Here is a 16,968-nt window from a genome sequence, read left to right on the forward strand (position 1 = left end):
GCCACGCTGTTCGATCCACGTTATTGCCCCAGTTGCTCCACCAACTCGGGCGTCACGTAGTGCGGTCCGTCGAACAGGTAGAGCGGATATCCGCCATAGGCCGCCAGTTGTGTCTTGAGTTCTGCCGCAGTCGCGGAGCGGAATCCGCCACCGAAGTTGGGCCGGAAGGCTTCGACGATGATGCGCACCCGGTCTTTACCCAGGCGCTGGCGCAGGGCATCGGCGTAGGTTCGGGCGACCGGAGCGGTGCGGGCGTAGACACCGACGCCGTCCTGGAAGAACACGCCAATGTCATTCGGCAGCCACTGCTTGAGCCATTCGGCCGTGGCGGCGGGGCCGATATTGGCGCCGTCATACACGCTGATCCACAACGGTCGCGGTAATTTCGCCAGCAAGGCGGGCAGTTCTTTGGCGCGGGTCCAGCTGGGGTCGACTTCGGCGGGGAAATACCAGCCGGTAACGTGCAAGGGGGTAGGCAATTTGGCGATGCGTTCCGAGACTGCGGCCAGTTGCTCGATGTTGTCCCGTGAGCGGTTCTCACTGAAGTAACCGGCCAGTCCGAGGATGACATCTTGCGCCCAAGGAGCCTTGGCGATGCGGGCCCAATCGGGCAGGACCGGCACGCTGGGCAGGCCGGTACCGGGTATGAATGCCTGATCGTCGACGACGGTCCATTGCACCAGCAACTCACGCGCCCCGAGTTTTTCCCAGTGGCCGTTGATGCCGACGGTCTTGTTGTCTGGCTGCCAGACGATGCCGACGATTTCCGGGGCCGAGGCCTTTTTGTTGGTCACGTAAAGTGTGCCGGTCCCGGTAGCGAGGATGACGGCAAACAACAGACCGGCAAGGGTTGCGCGCGTTGCGGTGTAGCCAGGAATGTTCACGGAAGTACCTTGTTGATGCGCTGATGCCATTGACCCAGCGAGACGACGCCTTTGGCGTTCCAGTTGGCCGCCGCATCGGGGCCGAGGTGGAACTGGCCCTCATTGAATTGCCAGACGATCACTTGCGGTTTGTGTTGGGTGAAATCCGCCGACTCCAGGTATTGCAGCAGGGTAGCCCATGGGCCGACGTCGCCGGGGTTCCAGGTCAGCGCGACGGGACGGTCCAGGGCATTGGAAAGCTTCTGGGTAAAGCCCAGGTAAGGCTGGACAAAGCTGTTGCCGATCACTTGAACCGGTGCCGGTGCGTCGTCGATCAGCAAGTCGTTCTCTGCCTGGTGGCGGACGGTGTAGATGTCGCGACCGATCGCCTTGCGCTTGATCGCCGGCAGGAAATTGCTCGCCAGGTCACCGAACGCACGTCGGTCGAACCACTGGCCCAGCGCCGCGCCACCACCGGGCTCGCCCTGCAAACGGTAGCGCTCGTTGATCAGTTGCGCCGTGGCGTCGGCAGTGTTTTCTGCGCTCCAGGCTGTCCAGTGGTAATCGGCGCGGTAAAACGCGGTCTGCTTGCCGTGTTCGGTGCGTTGCAGGACGGGCTTGATGTTCAGCGTGGTCAGGCCAGCCTGATTCAGTTCGCTCTGCAAGTGCTCGTAGCGCTGCATCACCGCCGGGCTCAAGGGCTGATCGGCGGGCAGGCGCGCCGCATAAAACGGCGCCTTCATTGGCACCACCAATACGACCAGCCCGATGTGTTCCCGTGCAAGGTGCTGCTGGAGTTCCTTGACCCGCGCAATGTTGCGGGTCGCCCCTTGATTGTCGACTTTGTTCAGACTTTCCCAGGCCGGGAATAGCCAGCCACCTTCACCGGTAATGACTGCCGAGGCCGCTTGAACGCCGGAGCCCGAAAGGCTTAACAACAAACCGGCGATCATGGCCGGAACCGGCAAGCGAGCTTTCAATTGAAGGGTCATGGCGCGGTCTGGTCGACAAGACCGATCAGGCGTGGAGCTTGCCGGGAGCCCACCAGGAACAGGCTGTAACGATCGCCGGCCTTGAAGGGCGCCAGCTTGAACGGCAGGCTGTTGTTCTGCTCGCAACTGGCAACCAGCGTCGCTTGCACAGGGTTGATCGTACGCTGGGCCTGGCCGTTGAACGGCACCTGATTGAAAACCGGGGCATGGTTAGCCAGTTTGACCCCGGCCTTTTCGCAGCCGTTGGCCAGGTTGTAGACATTGAGTTCGGCGCGCAGGTCTTTGCCGCGCAGCGGCGGGTCGATGACCAGACGTGGCGCCCGTGTCGGATCGCTGTCGAGAATCAGCGTGACCCACGCACTTTTCGGTGCGCTCAGGTCTTTGATCTCGCGACCGTTGACGGTCACCTGCAGCGGCTGTCGCGAGTCCACGACCTGAAACGGACTGGCCACCGTGGCTTGGGCAGAAAGAGCGAAACTCGCACCCTGACCCACCTGGACCTGCATGGCGGTGTCGGAGGGGTTGACCACCCGCACCCAGGCCGAACCTTCGGGCAGTTTTGGCGCGTACAGTTGGGCAATTTCAGGGGCGGCATTTGCCCACATCGGGCTCAGGCCAAGTCCCAGCCACAGACAGAATCGAATGTTCATACGAGTCCTCAATAGGAATAAGTCAGGCGACCGAAGACACCTTGAGCGCGATCATCGCCCAGTACCTTGACGCGGTACTGCAGGGAGAAGTCGACATAGGAGCGGGGCGCGTTGTAGGCGTCCTCGCGGAACCAGTAGCGGACGTTGTTGCCGACACCGATGCCACCGGCCTTGCCGGACGATGAGTCCGACTTGCCGTCGGAGTCGGTCCCGCTGTTCATCTTCGAGTCGTAATCGAACGCGGCCACCACATGAGGGAACGTCACCCAGCGCGAGCCTGCGCCACCGATGGCATAGCTGCGGCCGACCTGCCATTCGCTGTTGAAATAGTCCCGCGAGTCGTTGACGTAATGTCCGGCTTCAGCGAACAACTGCGAGGTCCACCAACTGGCGGCATCGACCCGTAAATCGGTCCCGACGCTTGCGCCATAGCCCAGGCGCAGCAGCCAGTCACCGTCGACGTCCGACGATCCCAAGGGGAATGTGCGCTCGACGGCGGCCATCACGTTCAGCGACGTGAAGGGTTTGACCCGCACACCCACCGCGCCTTGCAGCGCATCGAAACCGGTGTCCGAATCGCTGTTCTTGCTCCACAGCGTGTCGGTGACGCGGCCGTAGAGTTCGACAAAACGTGCGTTGCGGTAGCCCAAGGGGCGCCAGGACAGTTCGGTGCTGTTTTGCAGGCTGTCATTGCTGCTATTGCCGCCGCTCGGCGCTGAGCTCAGGCCGCTGCTGGTGCTGTTGCCGCGATAACTGGTGGTGTTGGTCAAGCCCCAGGTGCGCGACACATCGGCCACAGCGCGACGGGTGTCGAACAGCTGCTGCGGGGCCAGGTCCAGTTCACCGGCATGGGTGGCGTCGATGACGCGCTTGAAGTAGCTGACGGCTTGCTCGTCGTCATTGACTCGCATGGCGTTGTAGGCCGCATCCTGAGTGGCTGTCGGCGTGAGTCGGGTGTCGCCATCGGCCTTGCGGAACGATGTGTGGGCGCCGTCATCGTCGCCGGCCTGGACCGACAAGTAGGCAATTTGCAGGTCGCTCATCGATTCCAGTTCGCCGGTGTCCCGCGCTTGTTGCAGTCGTTCGCGCGCGGTACGGCGCTGGCCGATGGCGCTGTACAAACTGGCTTCTTCATAAGCGGGCAGACTGCCCAGCGCCAGGGCTTGGGTAAAGTCCTGGCGAGCCCCTGCATCGTCACCCGATTGCTGGCGCAGACGGCCACGTTGGGCCAGCAGCCGGGCGTCATCGCCCGTTATCTTGATACCTTCGCTGGCCGCCGCGATGGCTTCGGGCACACGTTTCTGGTCACTCAGGGCGCTGACGAGCAACCGTCGGTACGCCGGATTCTGCGGTGCACGAACAATGGCTTCGTTGGCCAGGACGACCGCCGAGGCGGGGTCCTTGCTGGCGAGGGCCGCGTAGGCCTGACCGGCCTTGTCGGTGCCGCCGTCACGCTGATTGCCCGGCCAGATATCGCAGACCAGGCCGAAGGCGGTTTCCTGACAGTTCAAGGCCGGTGCCGGGAACTGGGCGACAGCGTTCAACCCATTGTTTTTTTGCCTGAGCGCCATTCGGGCGGCGGTACGTCGGCGGGCCACTTCGCCGCCTTCGTCGTCGACCAAAGGCTGCAGCTGATCGAGTGCCCGCTGAGGCTCGCCATGGGCCAGCGCGGCATCGGCGGCGAAGAAGCGAATGTCGCGGATTTCCGTTTCCAGCAGGCCATCGATGGCCAGGGCGTGGTTCAGGTCAGCCTGGGCCGCCGCTGTTTTTCCCTGACGATCCAGGGCGTAGCTGCGCAGAATCCACGGTGCGATTTCCCCGTCGTCCTGGGCCAATGCGCCGGACGCGGCCAGCTCGGCACCTCGGTAATCCTTGCCAGCAAGCAGGGCGCTGATCAGCAGTTGCTGGTTGGCGCCGATCTCCGGCGCCCAAGCGACGGCTTTCCTGGCCTGATCCACGGCCAACGGCACTTGGCCTAGCTCCAGGGCGCGATAACCCTCGACTGCCAGCGGCGCGGCCAGTTGCCGACGTATCGCTTCGCGGCGCATCAGCAACGTATCGTCGTCCGGGAACACGGCGAGGGCCTGGGTGGTGGCCTGATCCGCTTCCTGCAAATGCTGTTGACGCTGCAACGACTCGATCAGCAGCAGTCGATAATCCATGCGCTTGGGTGCCTGAGCGATGGCTTTGCGTGACGCCAGTGCCGCCGCGCCGAAATCATCGCGATCATAGGCCTTGAAGGCCTGGGCCGCGGCGCCGAAACCCGGCGCCTGACGTGACGGCGGGTAACGTTTGGGGTGATCGCGCAGGTCCTTGTCGCGTTGAGCCAGCACAATCAGCGTATTCAAACGGCTGATGTCGGCGCGCTGACGCAACGCTTCGCGGGCCTTGGCGATGGCCAGGTCGTAGTCTTTGCGCTCGTAGGCACTGTACGCCTCGTTGGCGGTGACATAGGCCGGGCCGGTCAGTGGCAATGGGAGCGTTTCGGCATGCGCCAGCGCGGGTATCAGACTCAGCCCCGTGGCCATGAGCGTCAGCAAGGGGCGATTCATGCCGGGAGCTCCTCAGGGTAGTGGCTGTGTTGACGTGCCACGGCCTTTTCGATGGTGGCGCGGGGCAACACGCCGCTGTCGACCAGATAGTCGCCGATGCGTCCGTGACGCTGCGGGCGGTACTGCAACATGGTGCGGTTGAACACGTAACGATCCAGCAGGCCCATTTCAATCAGCAGGTCGCCCAGCAGCGGCGCACGGGCATCCGGTACGGCTTGGCCATCACGCACGTTCAGCAGGCGCAACTGCGCGACAATTTCGCTTTCCCGGGCAATCAGTTGCACCGGCTCGCTGCCCATTACCTCGCTGACTTGTTGCAGACCTTCGGCCGGCAACGGACTGGCCACGGCCAGTTGGGCTCGGCCTTCGGCATTCAGGCCTACCGGCACCACCCGCCAGCGCAGGGCGAATTCATCGTCCAGTGCCAGGGTTGACGTTTGCGCCTTGTGGGCCACATCGAATACTCGCGGCAGGTCATTCTGGAAAGCGATGGCTTCGGCCAGCGTCTCGTCGTCCAGCCAGCCATTGCTGAGCAAGATCCGCCCCAAGGGCATGTGCCGGGTTTTCTGTTCGGCGAGGGCGCTTTGCAGGTCGGTTTCGTTGATCGCCTGCCACGACACCAACACGCTGCCCAGCTTGCGCGGTGCCGCAGCGACCAGGTCGGTGGACGGGAAGTCGTGCATGGTCTTGTCCCACACCAGTTTGCGGTTCATCACCTTGCCGACCAGGAACATTCGCCAGGCCCGTGACGCGGCCATGAAGTTGACGAAGTTGCCCACGACCATGCGCGGGATCGACAGCAAACCATGCTGCCAGCCGTACAGCACGGTGGTGAAATAACAGCGGTGAGCGATGCGCCACGCCAGCGCGATACCGTTGGCCAGCAGCAGGTAGTTGATGAAGCCGTTGGTTTCAAACGGCGTCGGAAAGTTCACGTCCCACAAGCCACTTTGGCGCAGGATGATCAGCCCCAGCAGCTGCACCAGAATCACATAGGCGATGATGCTGACGAACGCCGTCACCACGCCTTTGCGATCACGGAACAGCAAATAGCGGTTGGCCAGCGAGCCGTTCCAGCCCATTTGCTCCCAGCCTTGCAGACCGATGCCCAGTGTCCAGCGAGCCTTCTGGCGAAACGCTGTGCGGAAGGTATCGGGGAAGAATTCGCGAACGCACAACGGCATCTTCAGGGTCGATTCGTAAGGCTTGCGAAACCAGGATTTGCGCAGCACGCGAAACTGCACCGGGAAGCGCACGAAGATCGCGTTCATGCCGACCTTGGCCAGCCGCGCGCCGACGTCGTAGTCCTCGGTGAGGCTGTCGGTGTTGAACGGCTGATTCTGGGTTTCCCCGGCCAGCACACGCAAGGCACGATGGGAAAAACAGGTGCCGACGCCAGCGGATGGCACCGTGTCGGTCATGCTTTCACGCACCACCAGGTCCTTGCCGTGCCATTCGGCGAATTCATCCATGTAGGTGCCGGCCACCCATTCGTACCAGTTGCGCTCCAGTGACACCACGGGCAACTGGATCATGTCCTTGCGTGGCAGCAAGTAATTGAACAGGCGCAATTCCATCGGGTGCAGCACGTCTTCGCTGTCATGCAACACAACGCCGGCGAAGGTCATGCCGTGGGTTTTCTCGTGCAGGAAGATCGCCTGGATCACCCAGTTCAGGCAATCGGCCTTGCAGGTCGGCCCGGCATGCGGGACTTCCACGCGATGCAGCTGCTTGTAGCGCCGACGCATGCGTTCGACTTCATCGATGGTGCGCTGGTCGTTGATGTAGGTGCCGACGAAGACCACATAGTTCTGGTAATCCAGGGTCGACACCATGTTTTCGATCATCGGCGCGATGACGTCGTATTCCAGCCAGGCCGGAACCATGATCGCCAGCGGCTGCTCATCCCTGGACATCAACTGCTCGGCGGTCAGCGGCCGGTATTTTCGGTCCGCGGTGAATTTGCGAAACAGGCGGCGAGACCAGTACCACAAGTCTATGAACAGGTCGTCCAGGCTGGAGATCAGGATCAGCACGGCGATCACGATCGTCGAAGCTTCCAGGAAGCTGTAGTAGTGAGCCAGCCAATAGGGCCAATAAAGCGACGTCATCGAGAGTTTCCGTTACTGGCGATTGCGACGGGCGTTACGGCCAGCCAGCAACAGGATGAGAACCAACAGGATGCCACCCGGAATCAGCCACAACAGCGACGGCGTCCGCCAGGCATCAAGGCCCTTGGGTTCTTCGTTGTCGATCAATTGGCTGCCGCTTGGATCTTGAGTGTCGAAGGTGGTCAGGGCACCGTTGTCGCCGAGGATCGCCACGTCGCCGCGGGTCAGCAGAATCTGTTTGGCGAAACGTGGCGCGTCATTGCCCAACGCGCGATAGACCAGGCCGTGTTGACCGCCGGACTCGACCACTTGCAACGAGGCCAGGTGGTTCAGCGGATGCACGTCCAGCATCACCTGGTCCTTGTGATTGATGCGCAGGCGCCCCTTCTCATCGACCTGTACCGACTCCTTGCTGTCCTTGATCGGCAGCTCGAAGGCGAGGAAGCCTTTATCCAGCGTGACCGAGACTTTAGGGTCAGTGACGACCTTCAATTGCGTTCGCAGCGGCGAGACACCGGCGGCGTCTGCGACCGAAATCACCTGCGGCAGGCTGCTCGCCGGATGCTCGAGGTAGGCCTGCGGAACCAGGAGTTGCGCGTCCACGGCAAAGCGCGCGGCCATGCCGGAGAAGTCATTACCCAGCGCAGTTTTTTCCAGCACGATGTGGCTGGTCGGCAGCACCGAGACCGGGAAGGCTTGTGGCGTTTCCAGGCAGCGATCACTCACTGGCTGACGCTGGAACGACACGCGCAGCACGTTGGTCGCACCCACGGCATAACGCGGGATTCGTGCTTCGATGCGCTGCTTTTCACCGTTGGCCACAAGCTGCTGCGCACCAATCAGATAATCATTGAGGAACAGCGAGGCCACCGGCGCGGTGTCCGAAGCGCCTGGCGCGGCAGACACATCGATCACGGCCTTCACCGGCAAGCGACCGTCGTAAGCCACGCTGCCCAGAGGGAACGAAGTGCTCCAGTCGGATTTGGCCAACACGTCGATAGCACCGGAATTGCCACCCAGGCGCGACAAGGCCACACGGCCGTCGGCGCTCAAAGGCATCTGGGCTTCGCTGACCGTCAATTGGCGGCTGCGTGCCAAGGTGTTCCAGGCTGTGCTGAACAAGGCCAGCGCCTTGCCGGTCGCTTGCGGCGCGATCATCAGGACCGGGCGTGTGCCAAGCAGCGCCAGGCGCACGTTGTCGGTACCGGTGGCGGCCAGGCCTGCATTGATATGCCGCTCACGCCATTGCGTGAAAGCGTTGGCCGCCGTGGCGTCGAGGCCCTGGATCTGGCTCTGCAGCGCGTCGAGGGATTCATTGACCGCCCTGAGCAGTTGCGGGTCGTTGACCGCCAGATCCGCCTGGACATTCGGCGTCTGGCCCAGCATCAGCAAAGCACCGATTTCCGCCGGGTTCGCGAGCGTGTGCGGACCTTTGCCGTTGAGGCTGGCAAATGCTGGAATACCTTGCAGTTCGGCCGGGATGCGCAGGGCGGTCAGGTCAACGCTGTCTTGTACGGCGGGGAAGGGCAGGATGCGGCTGTGCTTGCCGATCCGCTCCAGTGCCACGCCCAGGCGCCAGGCTGCATCGTAGCTTTCGGCGGACACAGTGCCCGGCGCGACCATGATTCCCGGTTTGCCAGGCAAGGCCGTCCATGCAGCACCGACGTCCTGCAACTGGCTGGCGTCGTAGCTGTAAGTAAGGCGGGTGTCCGGCTCGATACGCAGTACATTGCCGATGGCGCGTTCGTCTTCGCACAACACACGGGACACGATCGATGACCAGGCGATGCCCAGGCGCACCGAGCCGCTGTCCCGCGCTTTCTTGTCCACGCCCAGCGTGGCACTGGCGTCACCTTGGGCTTCGCTGAGCCCTTGGGCGCGCACCGGATAACCGTCCAGGGACAGCAGCAAGGTGTTGCGGCCGCCTTCGCCATTGAGGTAGCTGGCGTCGAAATTCAACGTGGCGTCCGTCAGCGCCACGCCCGCCGGCACTGGCAGATACAGCTCGCGGCGGGCATCGGTGGAGCCGAGGATGATCGGTGCATCGATCCCCAGATCGCTCAAGCGGATTTCACGCTCTTGCCGGGTGTCGGCGTTGAGCCGGTTGATCGCCTGGGTGAGCGGGCTGTCCGCGGCCAAGGCAAAGGTCGGCATGAGCGCGAGCAGGCTCACGCCACAGGCAAGGGCGCTGAGCGCACCCGTATGGATGGCAACGGAAGACTTCATTCAGGTAGATCTCGAGCTGTTAAGGGGAGGAACGGTTTGGTTTATCGAGAGGTAAAAGCCGGGTGATTTTTCTCGGGCGCAGGCTTTGCTGACGGGGCTTGCAGGAACTTGGGCAAAGGCTGGCCTGCCACGATGAAATCATTCACCGGGCGGCCCATCAGGGCATCGACGATGCGCGCACTGGCCTTGCCGTCGCCGTAAGGGTTGGCCGCCTGAGAGCAACGTCGCCACAGCAAGTCGTCATCGAACAGCGCGCCGCCGTCAGCGAGTTGAGCGTCTGATGCGGTGTCATGACATCGAGGGTGTAATCGGCCTTGAGGTCGAACAGATCCAGCACCTGTTTAAGCATGCTTTGATGTTGACCGGTGATGCATATCTGCGAATGAATGCCTGGTTCCGCAGCGAGGGCTTTGACTAAAGGCGCCATCTTGATGGCTTCTGGACGGGTACCGAAGATCGAAAGGATTTTAATCCTTGAATGATGGCGAGCGATGATGTCTTCCTTGCGCAGTTTCATGCGCAGCACAACAGCGGTCCAAGTCTTCTTGAAACTTGAGCAGCTGGTGTTATTTGAATTGAATAGAGGCCGGGGGATCAGCGTGAGATCTGATGTTCACTTCATGTGAGGTGGCGCAGTGTCTTGAATACCCGGAAGCGACCGGATTATTAGCATTGAAGGGAAGTATTTAAAAGTCTTATATGAGGTTTTAAATTTAATTTATTAGTTTGAAACTTTTATATTTGTCGTCGGTCTTTTCTAGTTTTCATTAATTTCCAAAAGTCTTTTGTCGGCCAATTAATACTGTTTAAGCTGTTGTTTTTAAAAGGGTATGAATGTTTTCCGCCCATTCGTCGGTCCGTATGAATTAATGATTGTTTGTCGGGGTCGCGATCTGCGGTGTAGGTAGTCGCGTGAGGCGGCGGCAGTTGTGGAAGTCACTTAAATGACGCCTTTATATTGTCGTTGCGAATTAAGTTATTCTGATTGAACTAATAGACTTCTGGCAAGTAGCAATCTGAATACTTGTAGTGTGGGGGTGATTAACGGCGGGCGGAGAATTTCGCTAGCGTCGATCACCTTTATTAACGGGTAACCGACGCGGGCACTCCACCCTGATGCCGTCTAGCAGTAACAGCCATCGCAGGCAAAGTCCGAATCAGGTTGCTGACTTGGACTAGCTTTGTGGCACCACACGCGCTTCGCTACCGGCGCCTTCGACATAAACATTCATGCCTTTGGTCAGTGCCGGATTAATGGGCTGGGTCACCGAAACCAATACGCCGCTGTTGGTGCGCACGATGATCTGCTGGGCAGCCTTCGGTTGATCATATTGTTTCTTCTCCGCGTAGTTACCGCCCGCCGCACCTGCCAGCGCACCAGCGATCATCGCCACATCCCGACCGGTGCCACGACCGATCAGACTCCCGAGGCCCACACCGCCGAGGCCGCCTAATATGGCGCCCACGCCACTGTCGTGGTTGGTCTGCATCTGCGTCTGGGTAATCTGCTCGATTTTCCCCGAGCGAATTTCCATCTCACCCGCGCCGCCGCTTCCGGCGTCGACCGCGACACAGGAGCACAGCGCCAGACTCAATAGCGTAGTCGTCAACCAGCAAGCGATAGTTTTCATGGTCAAACTCCAGCGTGTTCGAGGAAGTTGAACTTGCAAACGCATCAATTCACGTTAGACGAAAAAGTCTGGAGGGTGCCTTTAAATTCATCGCTGTTTCACAGCATGTGGGTAGAGCTCAGGAGGGAGTTCACCGATGCCTTTCAGGCGGGCTTCAAGAAACTCGCGCAACACCCGTACCTTCGTGGAAAAGCGCCGATTGGGCAGGTAAGCCATGTAAATCTGACTTCCGGTCAGTGAGTTAACAAACCGATAGTCAGGCAGGACAATCTGCAGCTCGCCACTCAAGAGCAGATCACGCACCAGCCAGATTTCAAACTCGGCAATGCCCAGGCCGCCACAGACCGCTTCCAGCAATAGCTCCGAATTGTCCGATTGAAGGTTGCCCTTCGGGAAAATCGAATGCTTCACGTCGTCTTTGGTGAAATACCAATGGGGGTCGCTGTCCGGATGAACGTAGATCAGGCAGTTGTGCACACTGAGTTCAGCCGGTGTTGCAGGATGGCCGCAGCGCGCAAGGTAGCCGGGGGTGGCGCAGAGCAGCGAATCGTTGCGGGAGATCGGATAGGCGATCAGGTTTTCCAGGTGGTTTTCGCCCTCATGAATATCGAGATCAAAACCGCCCACGATCATGTCGTTGTGGTTGTCGGTCAGCCGCAAATCCATCTGGATGCCGGGGTACATCTGCAGGAACGGTGCGATCAGCGGAGCGAGGAAGCGCCTGCCGAAAGCCACTGGAGACGTCAGTTTCAGCGGGCCGCTCGGTGCGAGGTTGAGGTCGCTGACGACGCGCAAGGTGTCGTCCAGGTCCGCAATCATCGACAGCGCCCGCGCGTGATAGATCTGACCCGCCTCCGTGAGCGCGACGATGTGGGTGGTGCGATGGAGAAGGGTGGTGTTCAGCGACTTTTCCAGCGCCGATATCATGCGGGTCAGGGTCGAGGGAGAGACGTGCATCTCTCGGGCCGCCGCTGAAAAGGTGCCCAGTTCCACCACTTTGACCAATGCCCGCATGACCCCCAGGTGATCAATTCGTCCAGTGTCGGTAGTCATATCAGAGAGAGTGCCTTTGCGTGGGGTGCAAAACCGAATTCTGTAACGCGATATTCCATCAGATTTTGTCGGAATATAGACTGAATTCGTTCGAAGTGCGCACGTCGTTCATGTCTTTCCGACCACGTCATCACCCCTGGGATTCAGAGATCTGCGGGGTGCTCATTGGAGTATCGAGATCATCATGGATTTTCCTGCACATGTTCCATTGGCCATAGCTACCCGCAACGAACACGTCGAGCGTATCCACTGGGGATCAGTGGCTGTGGTTGATAGCGAAGGGGCGTTGTTGGCGTATGCCGGCGATCCTGCCGCGATGATGTTTTCCCGTTCTACGCTCAAGCCATTCCAGGCCATTCCTTTTGTACGGGACGGCGGCATCGAGCACTTCGGATTCTCCGAGGATCAGGTCGCCTTGATGTGCGCCAGTCACTCGGGAGAAGCTTCGCACGTGAATGCCGTGAGCAACATGCTGACCAAGATCGAGCATGTCGCGACTGACCTGGGGTGTGGCTGCCATTTACCGGACTTCTACAGCGCGGACAATCTGCCTCCCGCCGGCTTTCACTTCGATCAACGCCATCACAACTGTTCCGGCAAACACACCGGTTTTCTTGCTTATTGCCGACTTCATGGATTGCCCAGTCATTCCTATCTCGCACCGGAACACGCCTTGCAACGTGACATCCAGCGGGTCGTCGCGGCGCTGACGCGTGTTCCGGAAAAACAGCTCTGGACGGGAACCGATGGCTGCAACGCCCCCAACCTGGGCATGCCGCTCTCACGGCTCGCCCTATTATGGGCGCGGCTGGCCAGCGGTGATGCCGGTTCCGACGCCAGTCTCAGCCCTGTCTTGCAACGTCTGTTCAACGCCATGCGCCGTCACCCCGAAATGGTCTCCGGCACCGGTCGGGCCGACCTGGGGATCACGATTGCCTCCAAGGGCGACTGGGTCGCGAAAACCGGCGCCGATGGTGTGCAGACGGTCGGTATCCGTAGCCGGGGGCTAGGGGTGGCGGTCAAGGTCAGTGACGGTGATTTCCCCAGTGTGTTTGCCGTGACCCTTTCTGTGCTCAAACAACTGGGCGTGCTGGAGGAAGGAGGCGACAGCGCGCTATTGGCGTCTTGGGCAGACCCTGCCTTGATGAGTTGTACCGGCGCTCCGGTGGGCCAGTTGAAAGCCACGGTGCAATTGAAATTCGTCTAGTCCGGGGTGCCTGCCGGGCACACGTCAGACCTCTAACGCAGATCACAGACCATGCAATCGACTCACGCTCAAACCCAGTCAACCCCGGCCCTTTCACTGCGAGGGGTCAATAAGTTCTTCGCCAGTCAGCAAGTCCTGTTTGATGTCGACCTGGAGGTTCAGCCCGGCGAAGTGGTGGTGATTATCGGACCGTCCGGCTCCGGCAAGTCGACTCTGTGCCGATGCATCAACCGATTGGAAACCATCACCAGTGGCGAGATTTTTTTGCACGGCGAACGCCTGCCTGAAGAGGGTGGGGCACTGGCGAAGATGCGGGCGAAGGTCGGTATGGTTTTCCAGAGTTTCAATCTGTTTTCGCATAGGACTGCTTTGCAGAATGTCGCCATGGGGCCTCGCAAGGTGCTCGGTATGCGGCGTCAGGATGCCGATGCGTGGGCGTTGCAGCTGCTCGACCAGGTCGGGCTGGCGCACAAGGACAAGGCTTATCCCGCAGAACTGTCGGGCGGCCAGCAACAACGCGTTGCGCTGGCTCGTTCGCTGGCGATGAAGCCCAGCGTCATGTTGTTCGATGAACCGACCTCGGCGCTTGATCCGGAAATGGTCAATGAAGTGCTCAAGGTCATGGTCGATCTGGCCCGCTCCGGGATGACCATGGTGGTGGTCACCCATGAAATGGGATTCGCTCGCTCCGCCGCCGACAGGATCATCTTTATGGACGCGGGGCGAATCGTCGAAAGTGCACCCCCGGAAACTTTCTTCAGCGCCCCCCGCTCGGAGCGCGCCCGCGAGTTTCTGTCCAAGGTTCTTGCCCATTAATTCACTCAACTGAAAACACAATAACAAGAGAGATCAACTATGCGCTCAAATCGATTCGTCTCATTCAGCGTCTCCATTTTGGCTTCCTGCCTGTTCGCCGGGTTTGCATCGGCCTCGACAGCCGAGCAGTTCCCGGCCGACTCGACCATGGCCAAAATCCAGCAACGCGGCAAACTGGTCGTTGGTACCTCGCTCAATACGCTGATGTTCTCCTCCCGCAACCCCATGACTGGACAAGTGGAAGGTTTCGAGGCTGATCTGGCGAGGATGCTGGCCAAGCAACTCACCGGTTCCGAGGACAACATCGAGTGGATCAGCACCACGCCGGAGAACCGTATCCCTCTGGTCGAGAACAAGCGGGTGGACATGGTCATTTCCACCATGACGGTGACTGACGAACGCAAGAAGGTCATCGGCTTTGCCGGTCCGTATTACCTCGCCGGGCAAGATTCCCTGGTCAGAGCAGACGATCATTCGATCAACAAAACCGCCGACCTGGACAGCAAGACGGTCTGCGTGCTGAACGGAACGACCGTTGAACGCAACCTCAAACCGTTGGCACCCAATGCCAAAATCGTGACCTTCAGCGATGCCTCGGCCTGCGTCGAGGGGCTGATCGACAAACGTTTCGACGCCTATGTCGACGACGGTGCGACGTTGGTCGGTGAGTCGATGCGCCAACCCGGCAAGATGCGCGTGGTCGGTACCCCATTCACCGAAGAGCCCTACGGAATCGCCGTGGTCAAGGAAGATGAGGCGTGGCGCAACTGGATCAACGGTCAGTTGAGCAAGTCGATCCAGAGCGGCCAATGGCAAAAACTGTATGGCAAAGATCTTGAGTCCGGCCTGGGCGCACCGCAGGTGCCAGTGATCGAACAGTAAGAGAGCCGGAAGGGGCGACTGTGATGTCTTATATCGAACGCTTTCTGGGGGGCATCGCGGTCAGCGTCGAGCTTACCCTGCTGTCCTTTGCCATCGCGATCGTTCTCGGACTGCTTTTGGCAATCATGAGGGTGAGCCCCTGGCCACCCTTTCGCTGGTTTGCCAGTGGTTACGTTGAACTCATGCGGATGATGCCGCTATTGGCGCTGTTGCTGCTGTTCACTTTCGGATTGCCGAAACTGGGCTTCATCTACTCGCTGTTCACTTCCACGGTCCTGGTGTTGGGGCTCTATAGCGCTGCCTGGATCTGTGAAGTCGTGCGGGCCGGCATCAACACCGTGTCGATCGGGCAGATCGAAGCCGCCCGCAGTATCGGCATGCGCTTCGATCAGATTCTGGGTGAAATTGTGCTGCCACAAGCGGTGCAGTCGGTGATCGCGCCGCTGGGCAATCTGTTCATCATTCAGATCAAGGCGTCGGCCATCGGCGCTGCAATCGGTGTCGCGGACATCACCTACACGGCACAGAAGATCAACTTCGACACAGCCTTGGCCGTACCGACCTTCCTCGGCGCCATGGCCGCCTACATGCTGCTGACCCTTCCAGCGGGTCTGTTCTTTCGCTTCCTGGAGCAAAAAATGGCGGTGTTGCGATGAGCGAAATGAACCTGCTGTACGAACCGCCGGGGCCGATTGCCAGAAGGCGCAACAAGATCATCTCGGCGATTGGCGTAGTGCTGCTGTTTTGGTGTCTGTTTGCGGTGGGTCACCGGCTCGACGCAAGTGGTCAGTTCGATGCCAATCGGTGGGCAATCTTCATGCATCCGGGAACGCTGCGCTTCCTGTTTGACGGCCTGATGGCAACCTTGCTGGCGGCGACGATCAGCGTGGTGTTGGCCTTCAGCCTGGCATTGCCGCTGGCGCTTGCGCGCTTATCGGACAAACTCTGGTTGCGCACGTTGGCGGCGGCCTACATCGGGTGTTTCCGTGCGGTACCGCTGCTGTTGTTGATTTTGTTCACCGTCATTCTGCTGCCTTCGCTAGGGTTGAACTGGTCAGCCCTGGGTTACCTGATTTTCGGGATGGTGCTGCACCACAGCGCGATGACGGCGGAGATCGTCCGCGCGGGCATTCTCTCGTTAGGGCGCGGGCAGAAAGAAGCGGCGCTATCGATTGGCATGCGCGAACACCAGGCGATGATATGGATCGTATTGCCACAGGCGCTGAAACTCATGCTGCCAGCGTTGATCAGTGCGGTGCTGGCCATCGTTCAGGACACTTCACTGGGGTACATCATTCCCTATGAAGAACTGTTGCGTCGATCACAGCAAATATCCAGCTTCGCCCCGCAATCACTGCTGCAATCGGCGTTTATCGTCACGGTCATGTACGGCTTTGTCAGCGCGCTGCTGTTGGCATTGCGTCGCTGGATCGAACGGCGGCAGGCCTATACCTCTCGCGCAGTCGTCCCCAAGGAGGTCGATATGACAGAGAACCTGGTCGGGCCGCTGGGGAATGTTCCAGGCATGCAAACCGGGCTGGGGCATGCATCGGATCAGCTGCCGAGACGTGATCATTGAGTAAATGGAGGGCGTAAAAAAGCCCGGCTGATCAGGCCGGGCTTTTCGTTGAGTACTGCGGTGAAACCATTCATTTATGCGGCGCGGCTTTCGATCAGACGGTCGGAACCACCTTCGGCAACGCGGTTTTCAATCAGACGGTCGGAACCACCTTCGGCGACGCGGTTTTCGATCAGACGGTCGGAGCCACCTTCGGCAACGCGGTTTTCGATCAGACGGTCGGAACCACCTTCGGCGACGCGGTTTTCGATCAGACGGTCGGAGCCACCTTCGGCAACGCGGTTTTCGATCAGACGATCCGAACCACCCTCAGCCACACGGCTTTCAATCAGACGATCCGAGCCGCCTTCAGCGACAACCGGGTGAGCAGAAGAAGCGGCGAAAGCGTTAACTGCAAAAACCGAGA

General features: G+C 60.0%; 14 protein-coding genes and 1 pseudogene. 5 read left to right on the top strand and 10 right to left on the bottom strand.

Going from position 1 to position 16,968, the window contains the following annotated elements; translation table 11 throughout:
• Positions 1-20 precede the first annotated feature (20 nt).
• From ACRC4F_RS23680 to ACRC4F_RS23720, 9 genes and pseudogenes are all read right to left on the bottom strand, one after another.
• A complete protein-coding gene (locus tag ACRC4F_RS23680) occupies positions 21-884 on the bottom strand; it encodes a hypothetical protein (RefSeq protein ID WP_438661536.1) in 864 nt (287 codons plus the stop codon).
• Positions 881-1,855, bottom strand: coding sequence for an alginate O-acetyltransferase AlgX-related protein (locus ACRC4F_RS23685; RefSeq protein WP_438661537.1), 975 nt, complete (start codon positions 1,853-1,855; stop codon positions 881-883). Before ACRC4F_RS23685 ends, ACRC4F_RS23680 begins: the two co-directional genes overlap by 4 nt.
• Positions 1,852-2,505, bottom strand: coding sequence for an alginate O-acetyltransferase AlgF (locus ACRC4F_RS23690; protein WP_438661538.1), 654 nt, complete (start codon positions 2,503-2,505; stop codon positions 1,852-1,854). The genes ACRC4F_RS23685 and ACRC4F_RS23690 overlap by 4 nt, the downstream gene beginning before the upstream one ends.
• Before the next feature lie 8 nt (positions 2,506-2,513).
• Positions 2,514-5,057 (bottom strand): NfrA family protein, encoded by a 2,544-nt coding sequence (locus tag ACRC4F_RS23695; protein WP_438661539.1) that lies wholly within the window; start codon positions 5,055-5,057, stop codon positions 2,514-2,516.
• Complete coding sequence (locus tag ACRC4F_RS23700; protein ID WP_438661540.1) at positions 5,054-7,168, bottom strand: glycosyl transferase family protein; 2,115 nt, start codon at positions 7,166-7,168, stop codon at positions 5,054-5,056. Before ACRC4F_RS23700 ends, ACRC4F_RS23695 begins: the two co-directional genes overlap by 4 nt.
• Before the next feature lie 12 nt (positions 7,169-7,180).
• Entirely contained in the window at positions 7,181-9,394 is a 2,214-nt protein-coding gene (locus tag ACRC4F_RS23705) for a hypothetical protein (RefSeq protein WP_438661541.1), read from the bottom strand.
• 253 nt (positions 9,395-9,647) lie between these two features.
• A pseudogene (locus ACRC4F_RS23710) lies at positions 9,648-9,887 on the bottom strand (non-hydrolyzing UDP-N-acetylglucosamine 2-epimerase); the annotation flags it as partial.
• A 682-nt stretch (positions 9,888-10,569) separates the two neighbouring features.
• Positions 10,570-11,025: a glycine zipper 2TM domain-containing protein gene (locus tag ACRC4F_RS23715; RefSeq protein ID WP_438661542.1), complete on the bottom strand. Its 456-nt coding sequence runs from the start codon at positions 11,023-11,025 to the stop codon at positions 10,570-10,572.
• Positions 11,026-11,112: 87 nt separating this feature from the next.
• The gene (locus tag ACRC4F_RS23720; protein ID WP_438661543.1) at positions 11,113-12,078 is read right to left on the bottom strand and encodes a LysR family transcriptional regulator; all 966 of its coding nucleotides are present in this window, start codon (positions 12,076-12,078) and stop codon (positions 11,113-11,115) included.
• Between the two features lie 184 nt (positions 12,079-12,262).
• Here ACRC4F_RS23720 and ACRC4F_RS23725 point away from each other — a divergent pair, with 184 nt between their 5' ends.
• Genes ACRC4F_RS23725 through ACRC4F_RS23745 form a run of 5 tightly spaced genes read left to right on the top strand, consistent with a single transcriptional unit; the run spans position 12,263 to position 16,562 of the window.
• The gene (locus ACRC4F_RS23725; protein ID WP_438661544.1) at positions 12,263-13,285 is read left to right on the top strand and encodes an asparaginase; all 1,023 of its coding nucleotides are present in this window, start codon (positions 12,263-12,265) and stop codon (positions 13,283-13,285) included.
• Between the two features lie 51 nt (positions 13,286-13,336).
• Positions 13,337-14,101 carry an amino acid ABC transporter ATP-binding protein gene (locus ACRC4F_RS23730; RefSeq protein WP_438661545.1) on the top strand — a complete coding sequence of 255 codons (765 nt, stop codon included), beginning with the start codon at positions 13,337-13,339 and terminating at the stop codon, positions 14,099-14,101.
• A gap of 39 nt (positions 14,102-14,140) precedes the next feature.
• Positions 14,141-14,983 (top strand): glutamate ABC transporter substrate-binding protein, encoded by an 843-nt coding sequence (locus ACRC4F_RS23735; protein WP_438661546.1) that lies wholly within the window; start codon positions 14,141-14,143, stop codon positions 14,981-14,983.
• Positions 14,984-15,006: 23 nt separating this feature from the next.
• Complete coding sequence (locus ACRC4F_RS23740; protein WP_438661547.1) at positions 15,007-15,639, top strand: amino acid ABC transporter permease; 633 nt, start codon at positions 15,007-15,009, stop codon at positions 15,637-15,639.
• The gene (locus ACRC4F_RS23745; protein ID WP_438661548.1) at positions 15,636-16,562 is read left to right on the top strand and encodes an amino acid ABC transporter permease; all 927 of its coding nucleotides are present in this window, start codon (positions 15,636-15,638) and stop codon (positions 16,560-16,562) included. The genes ACRC4F_RS23740 and ACRC4F_RS23745 overlap by 4 nt, the downstream gene beginning before the upstream one ends.
• Before the next feature lie 74 nt (positions 16,563-16,636).
• Here the strand turns inward: ACRC4F_RS23745 and ACRC4F_RS23750 are convergent.
• Positions 16,637-16,968: phage infection protein (locus ACRC4F_RS23750; RefSeq protein ID WP_438661549.1), on the bottom strand; the 332-nt coding region annotated here is incomplete at its 5' end.

The organism is Pseudomonas sp., assembly GCF_051660785.1.
GTDB lineage: Bacteria > Pseudomonadota > Gammaproteobacteria > Pseudomonadales > Pseudomonadaceae > Aquipseudomonas.